This window comes from Streptomyces sp. M92, from assembly GCF_028473745.1.
Lineage (GTDB): Bacteria > Actinomycetota > Actinomycetes > Streptomycetales > Streptomycetaceae > Streptomyces.
Window position 1 is genome coordinate 3,750,264 of record NZ_CP101137.1, and the last position, 18,512, is coordinate 3,768,775.

Annotated in this window: 15 protein-coding genes and 1 pseudogene; 7 read left to right on the forward strand and 9 right to left on the reverse strand. The window is 67.6% G+C overall.

Features of this window, described 5'->3' with window-relative positions; all coding sequences use genetic code 11:
• Window positions 1–168 precede the first annotated feature (168 nt).
• A complete protein-coding gene (locus M6G08_RS17015; protein ID WP_272591360.1) occupies window positions 169–1,716 on the reverse strand; it encodes an MFS transporter in 1,548 nt (515 codons plus the stop codon).
• Window positions 1,717–1,900: 184 nt separating this feature from the next.
• On the opposite strand from M6G08_RS17015, the gene M6G08_RS17020 reads away from it, so the two are divergent.
• The 3 genes from M6G08_RS17020 (at window position 1,901) to M6G08_RS17030 (ending at window position 4,009) form a co-directional block, all read left to right on the forward strand.
• Entirely contained in the window at window positions 1,901–2,524 is a 624-nt protein-coding gene (locus M6G08_RS17020) for a TetR/AcrR family transcriptional regulator (RefSeq protein WP_272591361.1), read from the forward strand.
• An 82-nt stretch (window positions 2,525–2,606) separates the two neighbouring features.
• A complete protein-coding gene (gene rnhB, locus M6G08_RS17025; protein WP_272588003.1) occupies window positions 2,607–3,308 on the forward strand; it encodes a ribonuclease HII in 702 nt (233 codons plus the stop codon).
• 68 nt (window positions 3,309–3,376) lie between these two features.
• Window positions 3,377–4,009 (forward strand): hypothetical protein, encoded by a 633-nt coding sequence (locus M6G08_RS17030; protein ID WP_272588004.1) that lies wholly within the window; start codon window positions 3,377–3,379, stop codon window positions 4,007–4,009.
• A gap of 193 nt (window positions 4,010–4,202) precedes the next feature.
• Here M6G08_RS17030 and M6G08_RS17035 read toward each other — a convergent pair whose 3' ends face one another.
• Both M6G08_RS17035 and M6G08_RS17040 read right to left on the reverse strand, forming a co-directional pair.
• Window positions 4,203–4,817, reverse strand: coding sequence for a hypothetical protein (locus tag M6G08_RS17035; RefSeq protein WP_272588005.1), 615 nt, complete (start codon window positions 4,815–4,817; stop codon window positions 4,203–4,205).
• 281 nt (window positions 4,818–5,098) lie between these two features.
• The gene (locus tag M6G08_RS17040) at window positions 5,099–7,264 is read right to left on the reverse strand and encodes a RecQ family ATP-dependent DNA helicase (RefSeq protein WP_272588006.1); all 2,166 of its coding nucleotides are present in this window, start codon (window positions 7,262–7,264) and stop codon (window positions 5,099–5,101) included.
• Between the two features lie 141 nt (window positions 7,265–7,405).
• Here M6G08_RS17040 and M6G08_RS17045 point away from each other — a divergent pair.
• The 3 genes and pseudogenes from M6G08_RS17045 to M6G08_RS17055 all read left to right on the forward strand — a co-directional run.
• Window positions 7,406–8,455, forward strand: a pseudogene (locus M6G08_RS17045) (DUF4192 family protein); the annotation flags it as partial.
• Window positions 8,456–8,601: 146 nt separating this feature from the next.
• On the forward strand, window positions 8,602–9,732 hold the full coding sequence (locus M6G08_RS17050) for a tyrosine-type recombinase/integrase (RefSeq protein ID WP_336298999.1): 1,131 nt from the start codon (window positions 8,602–8,604) through the stop codon (window positions 9,730–9,732).
• Entirely contained in the window at window positions 9,719–12,184 is a 2,466-nt protein-coding gene (locus tag M6G08_RS17055; protein ID WP_272588007.1) for a tyrosine-type recombinase/integrase, read from the forward strand. Before M6G08_RS17050 ends, M6G08_RS17055 begins: the two co-directional genes overlap by 14 nt.
• An 85-nt stretch (window positions 12,185–12,269) precedes the next feature.
• Here the strand turns inward: M6G08_RS17055 and M6G08_RS17060 are convergent, their stop codons facing one another.
• Window positions 12,270–12,584, reverse strand: a complete 315-nt coding sequence (locus tag M6G08_RS17060; protein WP_272588008.1) for a transposase — start codon at window positions 12,582–12,584, stop codon at window positions 12,270–12,272.
• 182 nt (window positions 12,585–12,766) lie between these two features.
• Here M6G08_RS17060 and M6G08_RS17065 point away from each other — a divergent pair, with 182 nt between their 5' ends.
• Entirely contained in the window at window positions 12,767–13,000 is a 234-nt protein-coding gene (locus M6G08_RS17065; protein ID WP_272591363.1) for a helix-turn-helix domain-containing protein, read from the forward strand.
• Between the two features lie 157 nt (window positions 13,001–13,157).
• Here the strand turns inward: M6G08_RS17065 and M6G08_RS17070 are convergent, their stop codons facing one another.
• The 5 genes from M6G08_RS17070 to M6G08_RS17090 all read right to left on the reverse strand — a co-directional run bounded on the left by M6G08_RS17070 (window position 13,158) and on the right by M6G08_RS17090 (window position 18,431).
• Window positions 13,158–13,631 (reverse strand): hypothetical protein, encoded by a 474-nt coding sequence (locus M6G08_RS17070; protein WP_272588009.1) that lies wholly within the window; start codon window positions 13,629–13,631, stop codon window positions 13,158–13,160.
• A gap of 236 nt (window positions 13,632–13,867) precedes the next feature.
• Window positions 13,868–14,443, reverse strand: a complete 576-nt coding sequence (locus M6G08_RS17075) for a hypothetical protein (RefSeq protein WP_272588010.1) — start codon at window positions 14,441–14,443, stop codon at window positions 13,868–13,870.
• Between the two features lie 226 nt (window positions 14,444–14,669).
• Window positions 14,670–15,005, reverse strand: a complete 336-nt coding sequence (locus M6G08_RS17080; RefSeq protein ID WP_272588011.1) for a winged helix-turn-helix transcriptional regulator — start codon at window positions 15,003–15,005, stop codon at window positions 14,670–14,672.
• 28 nt (window positions 15,006–15,033) lie between these two features.
• Entirely contained in the window at window positions 15,034–17,262 is a 2,229-nt protein-coding gene (locus tag M6G08_RS17085) for an ATP-binding protein (protein WP_272588012.1), read from the reverse strand.
• Window positions 17,263–17,306: 44 nt separating this feature from the next.
• Entirely contained in the window at window positions 17,307–18,431 is a 1,125-nt protein-coding gene (locus M6G08_RS17090; protein WP_272588013.1) for a hypothetical protein, read from the reverse strand.
• Window positions 18,432–18,512: the final 81 nt, after the last annotated feature.

Sequence of the window (18,512 nt, forward strand, 5' to 3'; positions counted from 1 at the left end):
GGCATGGAAGTGCTGTGGCTGTTGCTTGTCGCGCTGCCGCTCCTGGTGTTCCTCACGCGGCCGAGCACGCGGGCGGGGGAGCGCGGAGCGGACCGGTACCGGTCGGCCGGGCGGCGGGCAGGTGTGCCGCCCGCGGACGCTATCCGCCCGGCCGCCGGTACCGCGGCGTCAGCCGATCCCCGGACCGGCGGAGCCGGACAGGGCCTCCAGGTCGCTCTTGCGCACCCGGATCACCAGCCACGCCGTGGCGAGGGCGAGGACTGCCATGGCCGCGGCCGGGATGAAGGCCGCCGAGATGCCCTGCGCCAGCACGTCGTGCCCCCAGGGGGCCGGCAGCTGCTGTGTCCGGGCGAACTCCGCCTTCTGCTCCGCCGAGCCGTCGGCGAGGAAGTCCGGCACCTGCTTCTCCGCCTCGTTCTTGCTGGCCGTGCCGAAGACCGTCGTCAGGATGGCGAGGCCGATCGATCCGCCCACCTGCTGACTCGTGTTGAGCAGACCGGACGCGGCGCCCGCCTCGTGCTGGGCGACCCCGGAGACGGCGGTCAGTGTCAGCGTCACGAAGTTCAGCCCCATGCCGAATCCGAAGATCAGCATCGGGCCGAGGACACCGCCGACGTACGAGCTGTCGGAGCTGATCAGGGCCTGCCAGCCGAGTCCGATCGCGGCGAGCGTCGAGCCCGCGATCATGAAGGGCTTGGGGCCGAAGACCGGCAGGAACCGCTGGGACAGGCCCGCACCCAGTGCGATCACCACCGTGACCGGCAGGAAGGCCAGGCCGGCTTCGATCGGGGTGTAGCCCAGTACGTTCTGCACGAACAGCACGATGTAGAAGAACATGCCGAACATCGCCGCGGCCAGGCTCAGCATGATCACGTACGTGCCGGCGCGGTTGCGGTCGGCGAACATCCTCAGCGGGGTGATCGGCTCCTTGGCCCGCCGCTCGATGAACACGAAGGCCAGCAGCAGGACAACGGCGGCCGCGAAGGAACCGATGGTCAGGTCGTCCCGCCAGCCCTCGTCCGCGGCGCGGATGAAGCCGTAGACGAGGGAGGCCATACCCGCCGTCGAGGTCACCGCCCCGGCTATGTCGAAGCGGCCGGAGTGCCGTTCGGACTCGTTGATGTACAGCGGGGTGAGCACGGCGATCAGTACGCCGATGGGCACGTTGACGAACAGGACCCATCGCCAGTCGAGCCACTCGGTGAGCATGCCGCCCGCCAGCAGACCGATGGCGCCGCCGCCCGCCGACACGGCCGCGAAGACACCGAAGGCCCGGTTGCGTTCCGGTCCTTCGGGGAAGGTGGTGGTGATGAGGGCCAGCGACGTGGGCGACGCGATCGCGCCGCCCACGCCTTGCAGCACACGAGCCGCCAGCAGCTGCCAGGGTTCCTGGGCGAAGCCGCCGAGCAGCGAGGCGAAGGTGAACAGCAGGATGCCGGTCATGAAGACCCGGCGCCGGCCGAGAATGTCACCGGCCCGGCCGCCGAGCAGCAGCAGACCGCCGAAGGTGAGCGTGTAGGCGCTGACGACCCAGGTGAGGTCGGTGGTGCTGAAGCTGAGCGCTTCTTGAATGTGCGGGAGGGCGATGTTCACAATCGTCGCGTCGAGTACCACCATGAGTTGGCAGGCCGCGATGACCGTGAGCGCGATGCCGGGGCGCCCCTCCCGGCGGGCGGCCCCCGGTTTCCGGTCCGGTATCAGAGAGGTTGTCACTATGTGTCCCCCACGAACGAATTAGTGAACGCTCGCGTTCACTGCTGCTCAAACGTTAGTGACTCCCGGACAGTGAACGCAAGCGTTCACTTGTTGGGGTGTCGTGCGGTCCGTCCCCCGCTGTGGCCGCCCGGCACGCCTCTCGTCCCCGAAAACCCGTTGTCCCCGCTCATTGGAGACCTTGGTCATGGTTGCTTCGCACTGGGTGGCCGCCTCCGCCCAGACGCCGCCCTCCCGTCGGCGTGGCGCGGTCCTCGAACGCGCGATCCTCGACGCCGCGCTGGAGCAGCTCGGAACCGTCGGCTGGAACGGCCTCACGATGGAGGGCGTGGCCGCCGGCGCACAGACCGGCAAGGCGGCCGTCTACCGCCGCTGGCCGTCCAAGGAGGATCTCGTCGCGGACGCGCTGCGGTCCGGGCTGCCGCGCTTCGACACGGTGCCGGACCTGGGAAGTGTGCGCGACGACCTGCTGGCGCTCTGTCGCAGAGCGCGCGACGCGATGTTCTCGCGCCCGGGGTTCGCCCTGCGATCAGTTATTCACGAATGCGACAGCGTGCAGGCGGAGCGCTTCCATGCGGTGATCTTCGAGGGCGTGATCGAGCCGACCCTCGCCATGCTCCGCGAGGTCATCACCCGTGGGATAGAGCGGGGTGAAGTCCGGAGTGACGCGGCGAACGCATACGTCTTCGACGCCATCCCGGCAATGATGATGTACCGCTCCAAGATTTGTGGAAGCGAATGGACGGACCGGGAGATCGAGGAAATGATCGACCGGATGATGGTGCCGCTGCTGCGGCCCGACGGCGCCTGATCCCCGGCCGGCGTGGATCCCCGCCGCTCTCGGGGAACCGGGGTGTCGTCGGCGGTTCGGGGCGGCGTAGGCTAAGGGCGTCATGCCCTACGAACCGCCTACCCACACTGTCGAGCGCTCACTCCGCGCTACGACCGGAGCGAAGATCATTGCCGGTGTCGACGAGGTGGGGCGCGGCGCGTGGGCCGGACCGGTCACGGTCTGTGCCGCGGTCACCGGCTTGCGACGGCCCCCGGTGGGCCTCACCGACTCCAAGCTGCTCACCATCAAGCGCCGCACCGAACTCGCCGAGGAACTGCGGACTTGGGTGACGTCTCACGCCCTGGGGCACGCCTCGCCGGAGGAGATCGACGCCATGGGGATGACCGCGGCGCTTCGACTGGCGGCGGTGCGAGCTCTGGAGGGCCTGCCGGTCCGCCCCGACGCCGTCATCCTCGACGGCAAGCACGACTACCTCGGGGCGCCCTGGAAGGTCCGTACGGTGATCAAGGGTGACCAGTCCTGCGTGGCTGTCGCGGCGGCCTCGGTGCTCGCCAAGGTCCAGCGCGACAAAATGATGGCCGAACTGGGCATCGACCATGCAGACTTCGCTTTCGCGGACAACGCCGGGTACCCGTCTCCCGTGCACAAGGCCGCACTGGAGGAGCGGGGGCCCACTCCGCACCACCGGTTGTCGTGGGCGTATCTTGATGCGCTGCCCCAGTGGCGGCACCTCAAGAAGGTCCGCAGTTGGGTGGACGGAAGCGTTCCGGAAATCGAGGGCCAGCTCGGATTCGATTTCTGACCGCTCCGCTCGCAGGCACGTGCCACCCGCCGACGCGAGCCGCACCAACGTTTGATAAATATCAGCCCATGCCTCTCATTCCCGAGGAGCCTCAGATTCACGAGAAGGCCCAGGGTCCCCGCGCCACTCCGGCCAGCGGCCGCACCGCGCCGACCCCCCGCCCCGTACCCGGCCCCCGCCCCGCGGCTCCGCCGCGCCCCGGCCGTCCCGGTCCCGCGCGACCGGCGCCGCCGGCGCAACGCGCGTCGCGTGACTCGGCAGCCGCCAAGCCTGGCCCCTCGGGCCCGGCTGCTCCGGCCGCCGCCCCGGCCACCGCGCAGATCCAGCTCATCCCGGCTTCTCCCGAGGGCGCGCTCGACGCGGCCGAGGAGGCCGTGGACCTGCTGCTGGACTCCGGCCGCACCCCCGGTGACGTGCTGGTGATCACCACTGGCGATCCGCACCCGTGGGCCGCCCACGAACTCTCCTTCGGCGACGCGGCCTACTGGGCGCAGCACGACGCGGGCGACGACGTCTTCTACGCGGACGCCGCCGTCGCGAGCCGTGCCACGTCCCGGCCGGTGGTCGTGGTGGCGCTCAACGGTGGCCCCGAGGCCTCCGCCGTCACCGCCCTGTCCGCGGCGCACGCCCGCGCCGGCGCCCTGCTGATCGTCTGCGGTGACCCGGAGCGCATCAACTCGTTGCTGGGCGCTGGGGTCTGAGCCTGTTCGGCCGGGGTGGCGGACACCGATGCGATGCGGGGCCGCTCGGCCGGCCCCGCATGGTGTGGGCCTCGTCGTCCCCGGTGGCCGCCGTGCTCGTCGCACCCGTGGGTCCGTGGTCAGGCTCCTCCACGGACCTGACGCGGTACGGGACTTCGTGGCGCGGTGCTCTGGTGCACCGTGCCCGTGGGGCTCAGCGGGCCGCTGCGCGACGCAGTACGTCCGAGGCGACGCCGCCGGTACGCGGTGGCGGGAGCGGTGCCTGAGACGTGGCGAACGGCTCCGGTGCCGAGTCCGCGTTGGGCCGACGGCCGCCACGGCCCTCGCCGAGGACCTGCCATCCGTCCCGGGTCAGCGTGATGTACGCGCCGCAGCGCAGCCCGTGCAACGTGCACGCGTCCCGCAGGCCCCACATCCACGCACCGTCCTCCTCCGTCCAACGCGCGTCGCCCTCACGGCAGTAGAGCAGCACGGCGGTGCGCACAGGAGTGCGGCGCCGCAGGTCGTGCGGGATGACGCGGCGCAGCTGGGCGAGCAGCGCGTTGCGGAACATCCAGCCGTCGGCCGCGGCCCGGTGGCCGGTGAACGAGGCGCTGGCACGCACTCGTTCGTCGGGATCGAGCACGGCCACGATCGCGGTCGCGGGACCCGGGCGGTGTCGCGTATGGAGTCCGCTGACGACCTCTCGCGGATTGCGCAGCAATGGGATTCCGGCGGCGGCCCACTCCGCCGGTTCGAGCATACGAGTGGCGGTTGAGGCGGACGACGACAAGGGTGCCGTCGAGGACGGAGCGAATCCGAAGGTCACGTTCCTCCCTTCGGCTGCGCGCCCACACTGCGGGCGGGGTCGGGTTCGGGGAGCGCGCACCGCAGTGAAGCCCTGCCGGATCACGGACGAGCCGTGCGGGGAGCGGACTTCAATTCTTCCTGTCGAACTGGGATGCGGCAACGAGCAATTGGGACCGACGACCGTTATCGGATGATGCGCGTCCTATATCCCTACCCAGAGCGCGGCCGGGTGACGCACGGAACGTACCACCGGCGGCCGCGCGAGGCCGCCGCCCCGCGAAGCGCACTCACGGCCGGGTCTCATCCCTGCACGGCCAGGACCAGTGGCAACACCTCCCGCGCGCCCGCGCGGCGCAGTAGTCGGGCCGCCACCGCGAGGGTCCAGCCGGTCTCAGTACAGTCGTCCACGAGCAGAACCGGGCCGTCAAGACCGTCCAGGGTGGCGGCGAGCGCCGGCGGCACCGTCAGCGCGCCGTCGAGTACCTTGAGCCGCTGCGCGCTGTTGCTGCGGGACGCCGCGGGCGCCTCGCCCGTGTACTCGACCGAACCGAGCAACGGCAGCCTCCCGACCTGGGCGATGCGCGCCCCCAGGGAGTGGATCAGCTGAGGCCGGGTCCGCGAGGCGATCGTCACCACACCCGCCGGCCGGGGCCGTCCGTCGGCGGCGCCCGGAGCCCAGCCGCCCGGCCCCTTGGCCCAGTCGGCCAGTACTGTCACGACGGCCTGGGCGACATCGTCCGGTACCGGGCCGTCCGGCGCCTGCGCCGAGAGCATGGGCCGCAGCCGGTTGCCCCAGCCGATGTCGGACAGCCGGCCCAGGGCCCGGCCGGTCGAGGCCTGTTCCCCGGCCGGAATGCGCCCCTTGAGGTCCACCCCGATCGCCGGCAGACCGGTCGGCCACATGCGGCGCGGCTCCACCTCCACGCCCGCCCGGCCCAGATCGACCCGCGCGGCGTCGAGGCTGCCGGCGGAGGTGTCCGCGGTGAAGCGCGGCCCCGCGCAGTTGTCGCAGTGACCGCAGGGCTTGGCCCCCTCGTCGTCCAACTGGCGTTGCAGGAACTCCATCCGGCACTCGCTCGTCGAGGCGTAGTCGCGCATCGCCTGCTGCTCGGCCTTGCGCTGCCGCGCCACCCAGTCGTACCGCTCGGAGTCGTACGCCCACGGCTGCCCGGTCGCGATCCAGCCGCCCTTGACCCGCTTCACCGCGCCGTCCACGTCGAGGACCTTGAGCATGGTCTCCAGGCGGGAGCGGCGCAGCTCCACCAACGGCTCCAGGGCGGGCAGGGAGAGCGGCCGCTCGGCGCCCCCGAGGATGTCGAGGGTGCGGCGCACCAGGTCCTCCGACGGGAAGGCCAGCGAGGCGAAGTACTCCCAGATCGCCTCGTCCTCCTTGCCCGGCAGGAGGAGCACCTCGGCATGCTTGACACCGCGTCCGGCACGGCCGACCTGCTGGTAGTAGGCGATGGGCGAGGAAGGGGAGCCCAGGTGCACCACGAACCCCAGGTCGGGCTTGTCGAAGCCCATGCCCAGCGCCGACGTGGCGACCAGTGCCTTGACCCGGTTGGCGAGCAGATCGTCCTCGGCCTGCTGCCGGTCCGCGTTCTCGGTCTTGCCGGTGTAGGAGGCGACGGTGTGGCCGCGGTGCCGGAGGAAGGCGGTGACCTCCTCGGCGGCGGCCACGGTGAGCGTGTAGATGATCCCGGAGCCCGGGAGCCGGTCGAGGTGGTCGGCGAGCCATGCCATCCGGTGCGCGGCGTCGGAGAGCCGCAGCACGCCGAGGCTGAGGCTCTCCCGGTCCAGTGGTCCGCGCAGCACCAGCGCGTCCGAGGTGCCCCCGGTGCCGAGCTGCTCCGCCACGTCGGCGGTCACCCGGGCGTTGGCCGTGGCAGTGGTGGCCAGGACCGGTACGCCGGGCGGGAGGTCGGTGAGCATCGTGCGCAGTCGCCGGTAGTCCGGACGGAAGTCGTGGCCCCAGTCGGAGATGCAGTGGGCCTCGTCCACCACGAGCAGTCCGGTCGCGGCGGAGAGCTTGGGCAGCACCTGGTCACGGAAGTCCGGGTTGTTGAGCCGCTCGGGACTCACCAGCAGCACGTCGACCTCACCGGCGGCGATCTCGTCCTGGATCGCGTCCCAGTCCTCGGTGTTGGAGGAGTTGATCGTCCGGGCGCGAATGCCGGCCCGCGCCGCCGCCTCGACCTGGTTGCGCATCAGCGCGAGCAGCGGGGAGACGATCACGGTGGGGCCCGCTCCGCGCTCGCGCAGCAGGGCGGTCGCCACGAAATAGACCGCCGACTTGCCCCACCCCGTGCGCTGGACGACCAGGGCCCGGCGCCCCTCGGCGACCAGTGCCTCGATCGCCCGCCACTGGTCGTCCCGCAGTCGGGCGCTTTCGGACGCGTCCCCGACGAGGCGGGCGAGGACCGCGTCGGCGGCTGTCCGGAGATCCGCGTTGCTCGTGTGCTCCATGCGTTCCATACAACAGGACGGGACTGACAGCCGGACGTACGGGAGGAAGGGGCGCGGTCGCCGAGTGCCCGGTGACGCGTCCCTGCTCAGAGTTATCCACAGGGCAAAGCGGAACTTCGCGATCCGCGAGATCGTCGGGCCATGACGAACCACAGCGAAACGACCGGACCCTCCGACAACGGTGACATCGAGGGATTCGAGGACTCCGGCCGGACGGCCCGCTTCCCGGACGACCAATCCCGTGACGAGCCGCAGGTCACCCTCCGCACCCCTGCCGAACTGGCCGACGCCCTGCCGTACCTGCTCGGATACCGCCCCGAGGACAGCATCGTCCTGGTCGCCCTGCGGGACCGGGACGGACGTGGCCGTTTCGGTGGCCGGGCCCGGCTCGGCGTTCCCGCGAACCCGGACGACTGGGCCGCCGCGGCCGGACAGCTGGTCCACGGCCTGGTGATCGGAAGCGAACGCCGAGGGGCACGCCCCGAGCAGATGGTGGCCTACCTCTGTCAGGAACCGGCACCGGGCGAGACGGGCCAGGACGTGATGGAACGACTGCGGCCGCTGGCTCAGCAACTGCGCGTCGAGTGCGGCGCCCTGGACGTTCCGGTGGTCGAGGCGCTCTGCGTCTCGGCGGGACGCTTCTGGTCGTACGTCTGCGACGACCGGGCCTGCTGCCCGGCCGAAGGCACGCCCATGGGGCTGCCAGGCACGTCCGTGCTGGCCGCGGCGGCCACGTACGCCGGAATCCAGGTGCGCGGCACGCTCGGCGAACTGCGCGCCAGGCTCCTGCCCCGGGAGAACGATGTGGCCCTCGAGCAGGAAGCCGCCCTGGACGCGGCGGCCGTGCCGCTGGTGACGCGGATCCTCGACGACGCCGGCCGCACGGAGGTGGCGCAGGAGACGCTGCACCTGGCACAGCGGGTGATGCGACGCCTCGCGGAGGCCCGGCCCGTGTCCGGAACGGCCGCCGAGGACCTGCGCGACGACCTGCTGCTCGGACACGACGAGGCGGCGACGATGATCCTCGGCCTCCAGGACCGTACGACCCGTGATCGCGCCGCGGAATGGATGGAGGGGGACGAGGCGGCACCCGCGCTGCGCCTCTGGCGGGCCCTGGCCCGTCGCTGCGTCGGGTCGTACGGCGAGCACGCGGCCGCACCGCTCACCCTCGCCGGATGGGTCGCCTGGTCTGTTAACTGCACTATCTGGTTGATCTGCTCGCGTCGAGGGCCGTGTGTGGTGAGCATGTGGGGATGCATGAGACTCCTTCGCTTCATGGCGATCTGATCGACGGACGGGTACGGATGCCCCGGGTGGGGGCGGTAGTGGCGGGTACGATGCCATCGCTGCCGTGGTTCGTGGTCGATGCCGCCGGCCGGGAGGTCGAGCCGGTCAGCCGGTACCTGCGGGACCGGATGCTGGGCGACGCCAGCCCCGAGACCTGCCGGAGCTACGCGTACGACCTGCTGCGCTGGTTCCGAGTCCTGTGGGCCCTGGACGTCGGGTGGGAACAGGTCACCGAGGCGGAAGCCGTCGCCCTGGTGGGCTGGCTCCGCCACGCCCGCAACCCGCAGCGGCAGCGCCGGCGCCCCGGCAGTCCCCAGCCCGGAACGGTGAACCCGAAGACCGGAAAGCCCAGGCTGCGGGCCGGATATGCACCGGCGACCATCGCCCACAACCTGACCGTGGTCCACGGCTTCTACGCCTTCCACATGCACTTCGGCCGCGGACCGGTGCTCAACCCCGTCCCGGAGAACCACGCTCGCCGTGCCGCGCTGTCCCACCGGTCGCCCCTGGAAACCCGGGCCGAGCACCGGCGGGGCCGATTGCGGCCGAAGCTGACCGCCCGGCAGCCGCGCGCCATGTCCGACCCGCAGTGGAACGAGCTGTTCGCGCAAATGGGATGCACCCGGGACCGGGCTCTGCTGGCCTGTTACGTCTCCTCCGGCGCCCGCGCCTCGGAACTGCTGGGCGTCGAACTCGGCGACGTCGACTGGACCAAGGGCCAGCTCTGGGTGATCACCAAAGGCACCCGGGCCCGGCAGCCCGTCCCGGCCTCCCCGGAGGCCCTGGCCCACCTCGCCGCCTACCTGGACGAGGCGGGACTGCCAGCGGACGGAGCCCTCATCTGGCGGACCCGGCGAGGTAAACCCCGGCCGCTGACCTACTGGGCGGCCCGACGGATCATCCAGCGGGCCGTCGAGAAGCTCGACTCGAACTGGACCCTGCACGACCTGCGGCACACGGCCGCCACCCGCATGGCCCGGGACCCGAAACTCACGCTCGTGGAAGTACAGACGATCTTGCGACACGCCCATATCAGCACCACCGAGCTTTACACGGTTGTCGGCCTGGACGACCTGGTCGACAAGCTTGCCGCCCACTACTCCCGGCCCGTTCAGCCGACGTCATGGCCGACCCAGTACGCTGCGGACGACATCGAGGCGGTGTTCGGTGGCGGGCAGTAAGGTCGGCAACAGCCTGCGGTTGAAGGGCCCGACAACGAACAGGGTCCGCCGCCACGAACTCGACAGCTCCGTCTCGGCTGGCAACTTTGCGCCGACCGCGATCACCCCCGCGCCGCCTCCGCCCCCGGCCCAGCCGCCCCGCTCTCTCGGCGACTTCAGCACTGTACCGGCCACGGAGATCGTCGCGGTCGCTGCCGAGCACTTCACGCAGGGCGGGCAGGAGAAGGAGCGGTGGAGGCAGCGCAATGCCATGCGGGACTTCCTTGCACACCTCGCCACGTTCTCCGGGGCAACCTGGCAGGAGCGATGGGAGGCGTCCGGACACGATGGGGGACGGCCGGTCGGAGACGTTGCCGGCGACGACAAGCAGCTGCGTAACCGGCTGAACCGCGCTGCCGGTTACGCCTTCGCCATGCGGCTGGTCCGGCCCACCCTGCTGGGGTTCCGCTGCAACCGCTTCTTCCACTACGCGCCCTGGTTCCGCGGCGTCGCGAAGGACCCGTGGCTGGAGGAGTTCTGCGCGCGAGCCGACCAGCTGCCGATGGCACAGGCCCGCCGCAGCAAGGCGAAGTTCGACGTCTGCTGCGCGCTGACCGTCTTCGGCATCGACCTGAAGGACCTGACGCCCGAGGCCCTGATGCACTACGCCGTCGAGTCCCGGGCCCATGGCCTGGCCGGTGAGAACTCGGAATCGGGCACCTACGCCGGAACTCTGGCCTGGCCGATCCTGCACGACATGGGACAGTTCCCCGCCTCCACACCCCGCAGCTTCCGGGCGGCCGTGACCCGCGGGCAGATCTCCGTCGAGGAGGCCGTCGACCGTCACCAGCTGCGCAACCGGGAAGTCCGGGACGTCCTGGTCGAGTACATCCGCCGACGCTCCGCCGGACTGGACTACTCCACGCTGCGCGGGCTGACCAACCTGCTGGTCAGGGTGTTCTGGAAGCAGATCGAGGAGATCAACCCGGACCAGAAGGACCTGCGGCTGTCGGAAGAGACCTTCACCAGCTGGAAGGAATGGCTGCTGGTTCTGCCCAACGGCAAGCCCCGGCTGGACGTCGACGGGCCGCTGATGGCCGTCCGCGCCCTTTACCTGGATCTTCAGACCTGGGCCGTCGCCGAGCCAGAACGCTGGTCGAAGTGGTCCGCCCCCTGTCCGGTCCGAGACGCTGACCTGCGTTGGTTCCACCTGCGGCGCCGTCGGCTGCAAGAGCGCATGGCCAACCGCACCCGCGACCGGCAGCCGCTCCTGCCGGTGCTGTCCCAGTACGTCAACGACACCTGGCACCGACTGCGGACCATGCTTGAAGCCGCCCGGCAGGTCGAGAACGGCGAAGAGTTCACCGTCGACGGGACCACCTGGCTGCGGGTCTCGACCAAGGACCAGCGGCACAACCGCCCGCCGATCCGGGCCGTGAACCGCACCACCGGCGAACTCGTCCACCTGTCCCGGGACGAGAACAATGCCTTCTGGCAGTGGGCCGTCGTCGAGACCCTGCGGCTGGCCGGCCTGCGGGCCGAGGAACTGACCGAGCTGACGCATCTCAGCGTCCGGCAATACCAGCGATCCAGCGGCGAAGTCGTGGCCCTGCTGGTCATCTCCCCGTCCAAGAGTGACCGGGAACGGGTCATTCCCATGTCGGCCGAGCTGTTCCACGTGATCGCGCAGATCATCCGGCGTCACCGTGACCATCACGGCACTGTTCCGGTCTGCGCCCGCTACGACCTGCACGAAAAGGTCTGGAGTGAGGAGCTGCCCTACCTGTTTCAAACGTTCCACGGCGGCATCCAGCGAGGCATGTCCACCACAACCATCTGGCGCATGATCAAACGGGCCTGCGACACACTCGCGGTCACGCACCCGCAGTTCAAGGGGGTGAAGTTCGCGCCCCACGACTTCCGCAGGCTGTTCGCCACAGAGCTGGTGAACAACGGTCTACCCATCCACATTGGGGCCGCCCTGCTCGGACACCTCGACATTCGGACGACCCGCGGTTACGTCGCTGTGTTCGACGAGGACGTGATCAGTCAGTACCAGCAGTTCCTCGCCCGGCGTCGGGCCGAGCGGCCCAAGGACGAATACCGCGAGCCCAGTGCCGACGAGTGGAGCGACTTCCAACAGCATTTCGACAAGCGTCGGGTCGAGCTGGGGTCCTGCGGCCGGCCTTACGGAACGTCCTGCGCGCACGAACATGCCTGCATTCGCTGCCCGATGCTAAGCATCAATCCCAAAATGCTGTTCCGGCTGGATGAGCTGGAGCAGGATCTGGTCCAGCGTCGCAACCGGGCAGTCACGGAGGGCTGGCAGGGCGAGATTGAGGGCATCGACCTGACTCTCACATTTCTGCGTGGAAAGCGGACGCAAGCCCAGCGCTTCCAGCGTAGCGAAACCGTTTACCTGGGGCTTCCTATTCAGAGGTCCTCAACAGGTGATCGGGCACGCGGATATTAGAGGGGTGGTGTGGTGCAGATATGGCCCGTCAGAGACGTGCCTTTCGTGAGGGGAATTAATCGCCCCGCGGAGAAACCTTGAACTGTCAGTGGGGCTGGGCAACCTCAAGCTCTGAGATGAATGTCAGTGTGGCTGCCTTGAGAACTGCATTGGCCCGGCGCAGGTCCCGGACTTCAACTTCCAGCTGGCGCAGCCGATCGTCAGCCGGAACTTCAACCGTAGGTTCACGACGGGCCTCGGCCTTCTTAACCCAATGCCGCAGTACCTCAGGGTGGATCTTCATGAGGTCACCGACGGTACCTACTACGCCAACACGGTCCGGGTCCTGTGTACGGATGTCGAGCACCATACGAACGGCGCGCTCCATGACCTCGGCCGGGTACCTGCGCTGAGCGGGCATGTCACTACCTCCAAGCTGTTCGGCGCGGCCAGACAACGGTCACGGACCACGGCCTACTTAGCTGTCACCATGCGGCACGGCAAGAATTATGCACAACTGTTCATGGTGGTCAAAGAGGCGCGAGTGATCAAGTCGGTGCCGTGCCTCCGTCCCTGCCCGATCCTGTACTCCACGCCTTCGGGATGCACCTTCGGCGTATGCGTGAAGATCGCGGCATGACGCTGGAAGAGCTGGCAGCCCATAGTGGCCTGAGCTTCCGCGGAGTGGTCTACATCGAGCATGGTCAGCGCAATCCAAGCTTGACAACCTTGATTAACCTTGCTCGCGGCCTGCATGTCCAACCTTCCCGTCTGCTGGCCGTCTTCGACGCCGAGCAGGGAGCACTCTCGAAGGCAGAGACCCCGCCCCAAGGTTGACGCGATGAACCAAGGCAGCCTGCACGGAGCTGAGGTCTCCATGGGCCGTTGCTATCCAACCTCGCGCTCTTCTAAAGCGGGTTGACCGACTCAGTACCTTGGCCTGGCGCTGGACTCAGGACTCCGTGAGTTCTCGATTCGGCGCAGCTGGTGGGGGTTAGGAGGAGTGACCAGTGGAGCCTTTGTCGCCGCGGTGTCCTTTGCGGATCGTGTACTCGGGAACAGGCTTGGTGTACACGCCGTATGGGTCTTCTCGCTCCCGCTTAGTGACCGGGATGATCGGGTGAATTGTGAAGCTGTCGATGTGAATTCTGTGGACTGCGGTGTTATTCATCTCGGCGAGGTAGGCGCGGACATGGGGCATGGCCTCGGTGTATGCCTCAGAAAGGGTTCCGTGCAGGGCATAGGTGCCTCGGTCTTTGTAATAGGGGATGCGGGAGTGGTCGCGTCCTTCCACGCGGTAGGTTGCGGTCCAGGTGCAGCCGATGGGGTTGGGTCCGAGGGGGTACTGCTTGGATCCGTCACAGTCTCCATAAGGGTCAATTTTGTGGTGCCCAACTTTGCCATCTTGCATTAGTTGGCGTTCCTGATGGCAGCCGCGGCATGTACCAGTCGACTTTTCGGTTGTCATGGTTTCTCCTGCTGGGTGTACGGCGCCTCACTGGGCATCGGTCGGGCTCTTGACGCGTGGCTCAGTCAGGCGTCCTCCAACTCCTCGTAAAATACTCATCCAGACCTGAGCCCAGTCTCAGTCCGGGTGGTACAAGATCAGCGTCTCCTCTCAGTCGAATACCCATTTGAGCTAACGAGGTGCCAGTCGCGAGCATTGAACGCTGGCAGTCCTTGCGGCTACTTCGCACTTCTCGATCACGTGATGGGCGTGCGGAGAGGCGTGTAGCCGCTGTCGATCCGTTCGGCCGCTTCCTCCTCGTCCAAGTAGTCGACGCCTTCGCCGTGGCACTCGAAGCACCTCTCCCAGACAAGTTGGCCTTCGAGGTCAATGACTTGTAGGGACCCATCACCGTCGCATTCAAGGCACGCAAATACATACTCGCCGGCTACCAAATCCATGTCGCTGAACCCGATTTGGAAATGGACGAACTGTTCTTCGGGGAGGCCGGTGCCGCTGGCGCGGCTATCGCGCTTATGGATGGCTGTAGTCGTGCGGCTGTTGGAAAGGGCGAAGAAGCCTCCGACCGCTGCAGCCGCGATGCCGCCGACCATACCTACTTTGCCAACGGGCCCGAGGCTGTTCCATCTGTCAGCGATTTGTCGACGCAAGGGCTTTGCCTCATGGCTGCCCTCTGGCGCTAGCTCGGAAGGCTGAGGCTCACCGCTCGGAGAGCGGGATGTCGTATCGTCCGGCGCTGTCATTTGACGGATCGCCCTCTCTTCTCTGGTAGTCGGGAGTTTGGCGGCATAGGTCTTGACTGCTTGCGTCATGGGTCAGAGATAGGAGAATGAAAAGCTACCCGTTCCGGGCCTCCCCGGAGGTCGTGCCAGCTGGTCAAGCGCGCCTGCGGCGGCGTTGCGTGCGGGGCTCTGCCGACCCTGTACAGTCCGGCTCGCGCCCTTGGCTAGCTATCGGGCGCCCCTTCCTTACGGCGCTCGGGGAGGTTGGCGGTCACCACACCTCCCCGAGCGCCAAGTGGCAGTTGCGGTAGGGCATTCAGCGTGAACCGGCTGAGTATGCTGCCACGTCGCGCAGCCGATTCAGAGCGGCAGCTACTTGCTGGCCAAGGTCTGTGAGCCGGTAGGTGATGGTTACCGGTCGGGTTGCAGCGACGTGTCGGGAGACCAATCCGCTGCTCTCCAGATTAGCCAGGCGACTGGAGAGCATGCGGTTGGATATGCCAGGAACGTATCCCTGGATTTCGCCAAATCGTCGCGGGTTTCCGCAAGTGTGGAGTGCCAGCAGGATGTGCATCGTCCACCGGGCCGAAAGGGTTTGAAGAAGGTCATTTTCGGCTTCGGTCAGTGGGATTTTGCGATTGCTGGCGGTCATGTCCTTCCTTCCTCGGTGTGGTAGGAGCTTAGAAGGGAGGCTTTTCTCCGTTCTCGGCGGTGTCGAACAGAGTGTCGCTCTGCTTGTCCTCGTCCTTCTGGTTCGCTTCCGTCTCGGACTTCGGAGCGTGTTCCTTGAGCATGATGAACTTGGGGAATTTGCCCGGGCTCTTGTCGTCTTCCCGAGACTCTGAGACCCACTGATCCGGGTACAGTTGATCAAGCGCCTGCTTCACCAAGCGCCTGCCCCAGTCGAAGGCGGATCCATCGCGCTGGGCGTGAGCGGGTGCCTTCTCTGCCAGCATGTGGGAGACATGACCCCACTTGATGCCGCGGGGGGTGTTGATCATTTTGTGGAACTCGGGCTTATTGTCGCGCAGGTGGACGATCGCGATTGCGCTGTCGTCCCCCGTGAGATCTTCTCCAGCTGCCACGCTGGTCGTGTTCTGGGGGTGGGTGGCGGCGAGGCTGGCGGAAGCGGCCCGCGCTTCGGAACGTCGTTCTTCGACTTCGGTCCGGGCCTGGGTGGCGAAGCTGTCGGGGGCCGGGAGCGAGTAGTCAGGGTCGGCCATCTCGTAGGAGCCCTCGAAACTGAGGACGCGCACGGAGACGGGGTAGGGGCGTGAGTGGCGGTCGGTGCCAGGTGCGCTGGACCAGTAGATGCCGTTGCCGACGAGCGGCTCGTTGAGCAGGGTGGCGAGCAGGTCTTCGGAGAAGTGGGCGTTGGCCTTCTTCAGGGAGATGAGGTCGCCCTGCGAGAGTAGGTGGAAGACGAAGAAGTTGTCGCCCTGGCTGAGGAGTTCCTGCGGCAGACTGCCCGGCTGCTGCGTGATGAGAAGTGCGCCGAGATCGTATTTGCGGCCTTCCTTGACCCAGGAGACGAAGGGGCCGTCCTCGCTCTGGCTGGAGCCTCCGAGGACGGACTGAGCCTCCTCGATGACGGCGATGGTGGGGATGGACTTGGGGTCGGATTCGGTGAACTGGGTCTGGTTGTGTTCGAAGATGTCGCCGAGGATTACGCCGGCGAGCTGAAGTCCCTGAGAGCCGCGCATCTGGGAGATGTCCACCACGCAGAGTTTGCCCTGGGACAGGCAGTCCTTCAGAGCGCTCAGGAGCTGGCTGTCGGGGTCGTGGAGCGCGTTGACGACGCGGGTCATGTTGCCGATCGCGGCGTTGGTTTCGGCCTCCTGGCTTTCGCCAAGGTTCAGGATCTCTCGGACCTGGTCGCGGTCGGCTCCGTACTTGTCGCGGTGGATCAGGTCGACGAGACGGCTCCACCTGGGCCCGTCGAGGGACTTGAGTTTGACGACGTTCTGTTGATCCTGCTTCTCCGGCGGCAGCGCGATACCGAGCACGCGCGAGGCCTGCAGTTCCTTGATGTTGAGCTTGACGCCGTTGACGACAAAGGACTGGTAGAAGTCGCTGGGTCCCTTGCGGTTGGTGAAGACGACCAGCTTGTCGCGCAGGTGCGGCACGTCGCACAGGGCGGGGCGGCCCTTGAAGTCGGGCCAGAAGTATTCGCCGTCCGGGTCGAAGATGACCGTGCCCACAGGGGCTTCGCCAGAGCGGCGAGGGACGGTGGGCTGGTGCTCGTACAAGGCGGAAAAGAGCAGCTTGACGAGGTTGGACTTGCCGAAGCCGGCGCGGGCGAAGACGAAGCTGCGGCGGGCGACGAGCTTGTCGATCTGGAAGGTGGGCATGATCGCGGGCTGCTGGATCTGCATCCAGGAGGTGTCGCCTACGCGCTTGTCGTTGCCGGCGTAGACGAATTCACCGAAGGCGAGGTAGCCGATGGGCACTGCGCCGTCGTCGGTGTCGTTGGCGTTGACGACCTCGGCGAGCAGGTCGTCTCCCAGGAGTGCGACCTGGGCGCCGACGTGCGGCAGGCGCCGGTGGCTGGGGACGAAGATGTGCTTGTCGCCCTCCATGCGGAGCACGCCGAGGATGCGGATGTCGACCTTGTACTTCAAGTAGCGTTCGCGCAGCTCGTCGGGGATGGGCCGCTGGTCGCGCACGGCGCGGGTGGCGTAGTCCTCGCCGATGGGAGACACCAGGCGTCCCTGGGAGGAGATGGTGGTGATCCGCCCCAGGATGGCCTCACGCTCGTGCTCAAGCTGGACAAGGACGAATTGGCCGTGCATGGCCATGGTCTGGAAGTTGTCGTGGTGCGGCAGGACGAGATCGGCGTGGAACTCCATGCCACTTTCAGCGAAGCCGCGGAAGGTGCCGACGACTTTGTCGCGCTCGAACAGGCTCATGACGGTTCTTGCTCCACAGTGCGCGGGGCGGACAGAAGGAGGTGTTACTCGTAGCGGCGGGCAGCCACGTCGGAGGCCAGCCGCAGGGCGTCGATGACCGGGGCCTTCTCTTCGCCGACTTGGTCTCGGACGGCGTCGACGAGCTGGTCTTCGATGATGTCCATGTCCAGGTCGGCGACGCGGGAGAAGCTGTCAGCCTGCTGGATGCAGTTCGGGTAGAGCGGGATCGGGAAGCCGGCCACGGCGTCGGCTTGCAGGTAGCCGAAGATTGCCTGGGCTTCCTTGTCCTGGCGGGACATCACGTCCACAGTCCAGATGGGGTCGCCGGAGTAAGGTCCGAAGCGGACGAAGTACATGGAGCCGATGTTGAACTTCGGCTTCTCGCCCTTCGAGTCGTCGTCAATGCCCCTCGTGTACTCGTCCCACAAGTACACCTCGTCCAGCATCTTCGAAGGAACCTTGGCGAAGCAGGCGGCACCGTTGTCGAACACGCCGGACAGAGAGATCGCAAGCCGGTAGTACTCCAGGACCTGGGTCTTCTTCGCCAGCCCCACCAGCCACACCTTGCGGCGGTCATTGCGGCGGATTCGTTCGATGGCCTCGTACATCAGCTCGCCCATCTTCACGAACAGCTCGCCGTGGAAGATCTTGCTGCGCAGCAGGCCGTCGCGGACGATGAGGGTGTCGACTGCGTAGTCGCGGTGACAGATCAAGTCGTACAGGGTGGCCCACTCGCACAGGTCGCGGAAGACCAGCACCCAGCTGGGCGACTTGCCGGACATCATTGGCGACAGGTCCTGGAGCCTCTCGACGCCCAGTCCGTGCATCATCCTGCCGAGAGCGGTGCGTGGGCTGCCGTCCTCGTGGAACTGGCGGCGACTCAGGGCGTCGATGTCGGAGATCGGGGAGACGACCTCCATGCACAGCTCCTTGCCGCTGGAGTCCACGACCCGGACGACTTGAAGGTAAAACGGGTTGAAGGCGACCTTGTTGTTGCCACCGTCGGAGGCCATCAGGGCAACCGACGTAGCCGCCCGCGGCTTGATCACCCGGACCTCGGAGCGGATGGCGCGGGCCTGCTCGACGAGCTTGTCCAACTCCGCGCGGCCGGCCTCAACCTGGTCGCCGATCAACTGTTTGAGCTGCTTGATCTGCTCCGCGTCGAACATGCCTCTCCCCACACCACGCTCGCGTTGTCACAGACGAGTGGTTCACTCGTCTGGCCCCACAGCATGGCATGGGGCACTGAC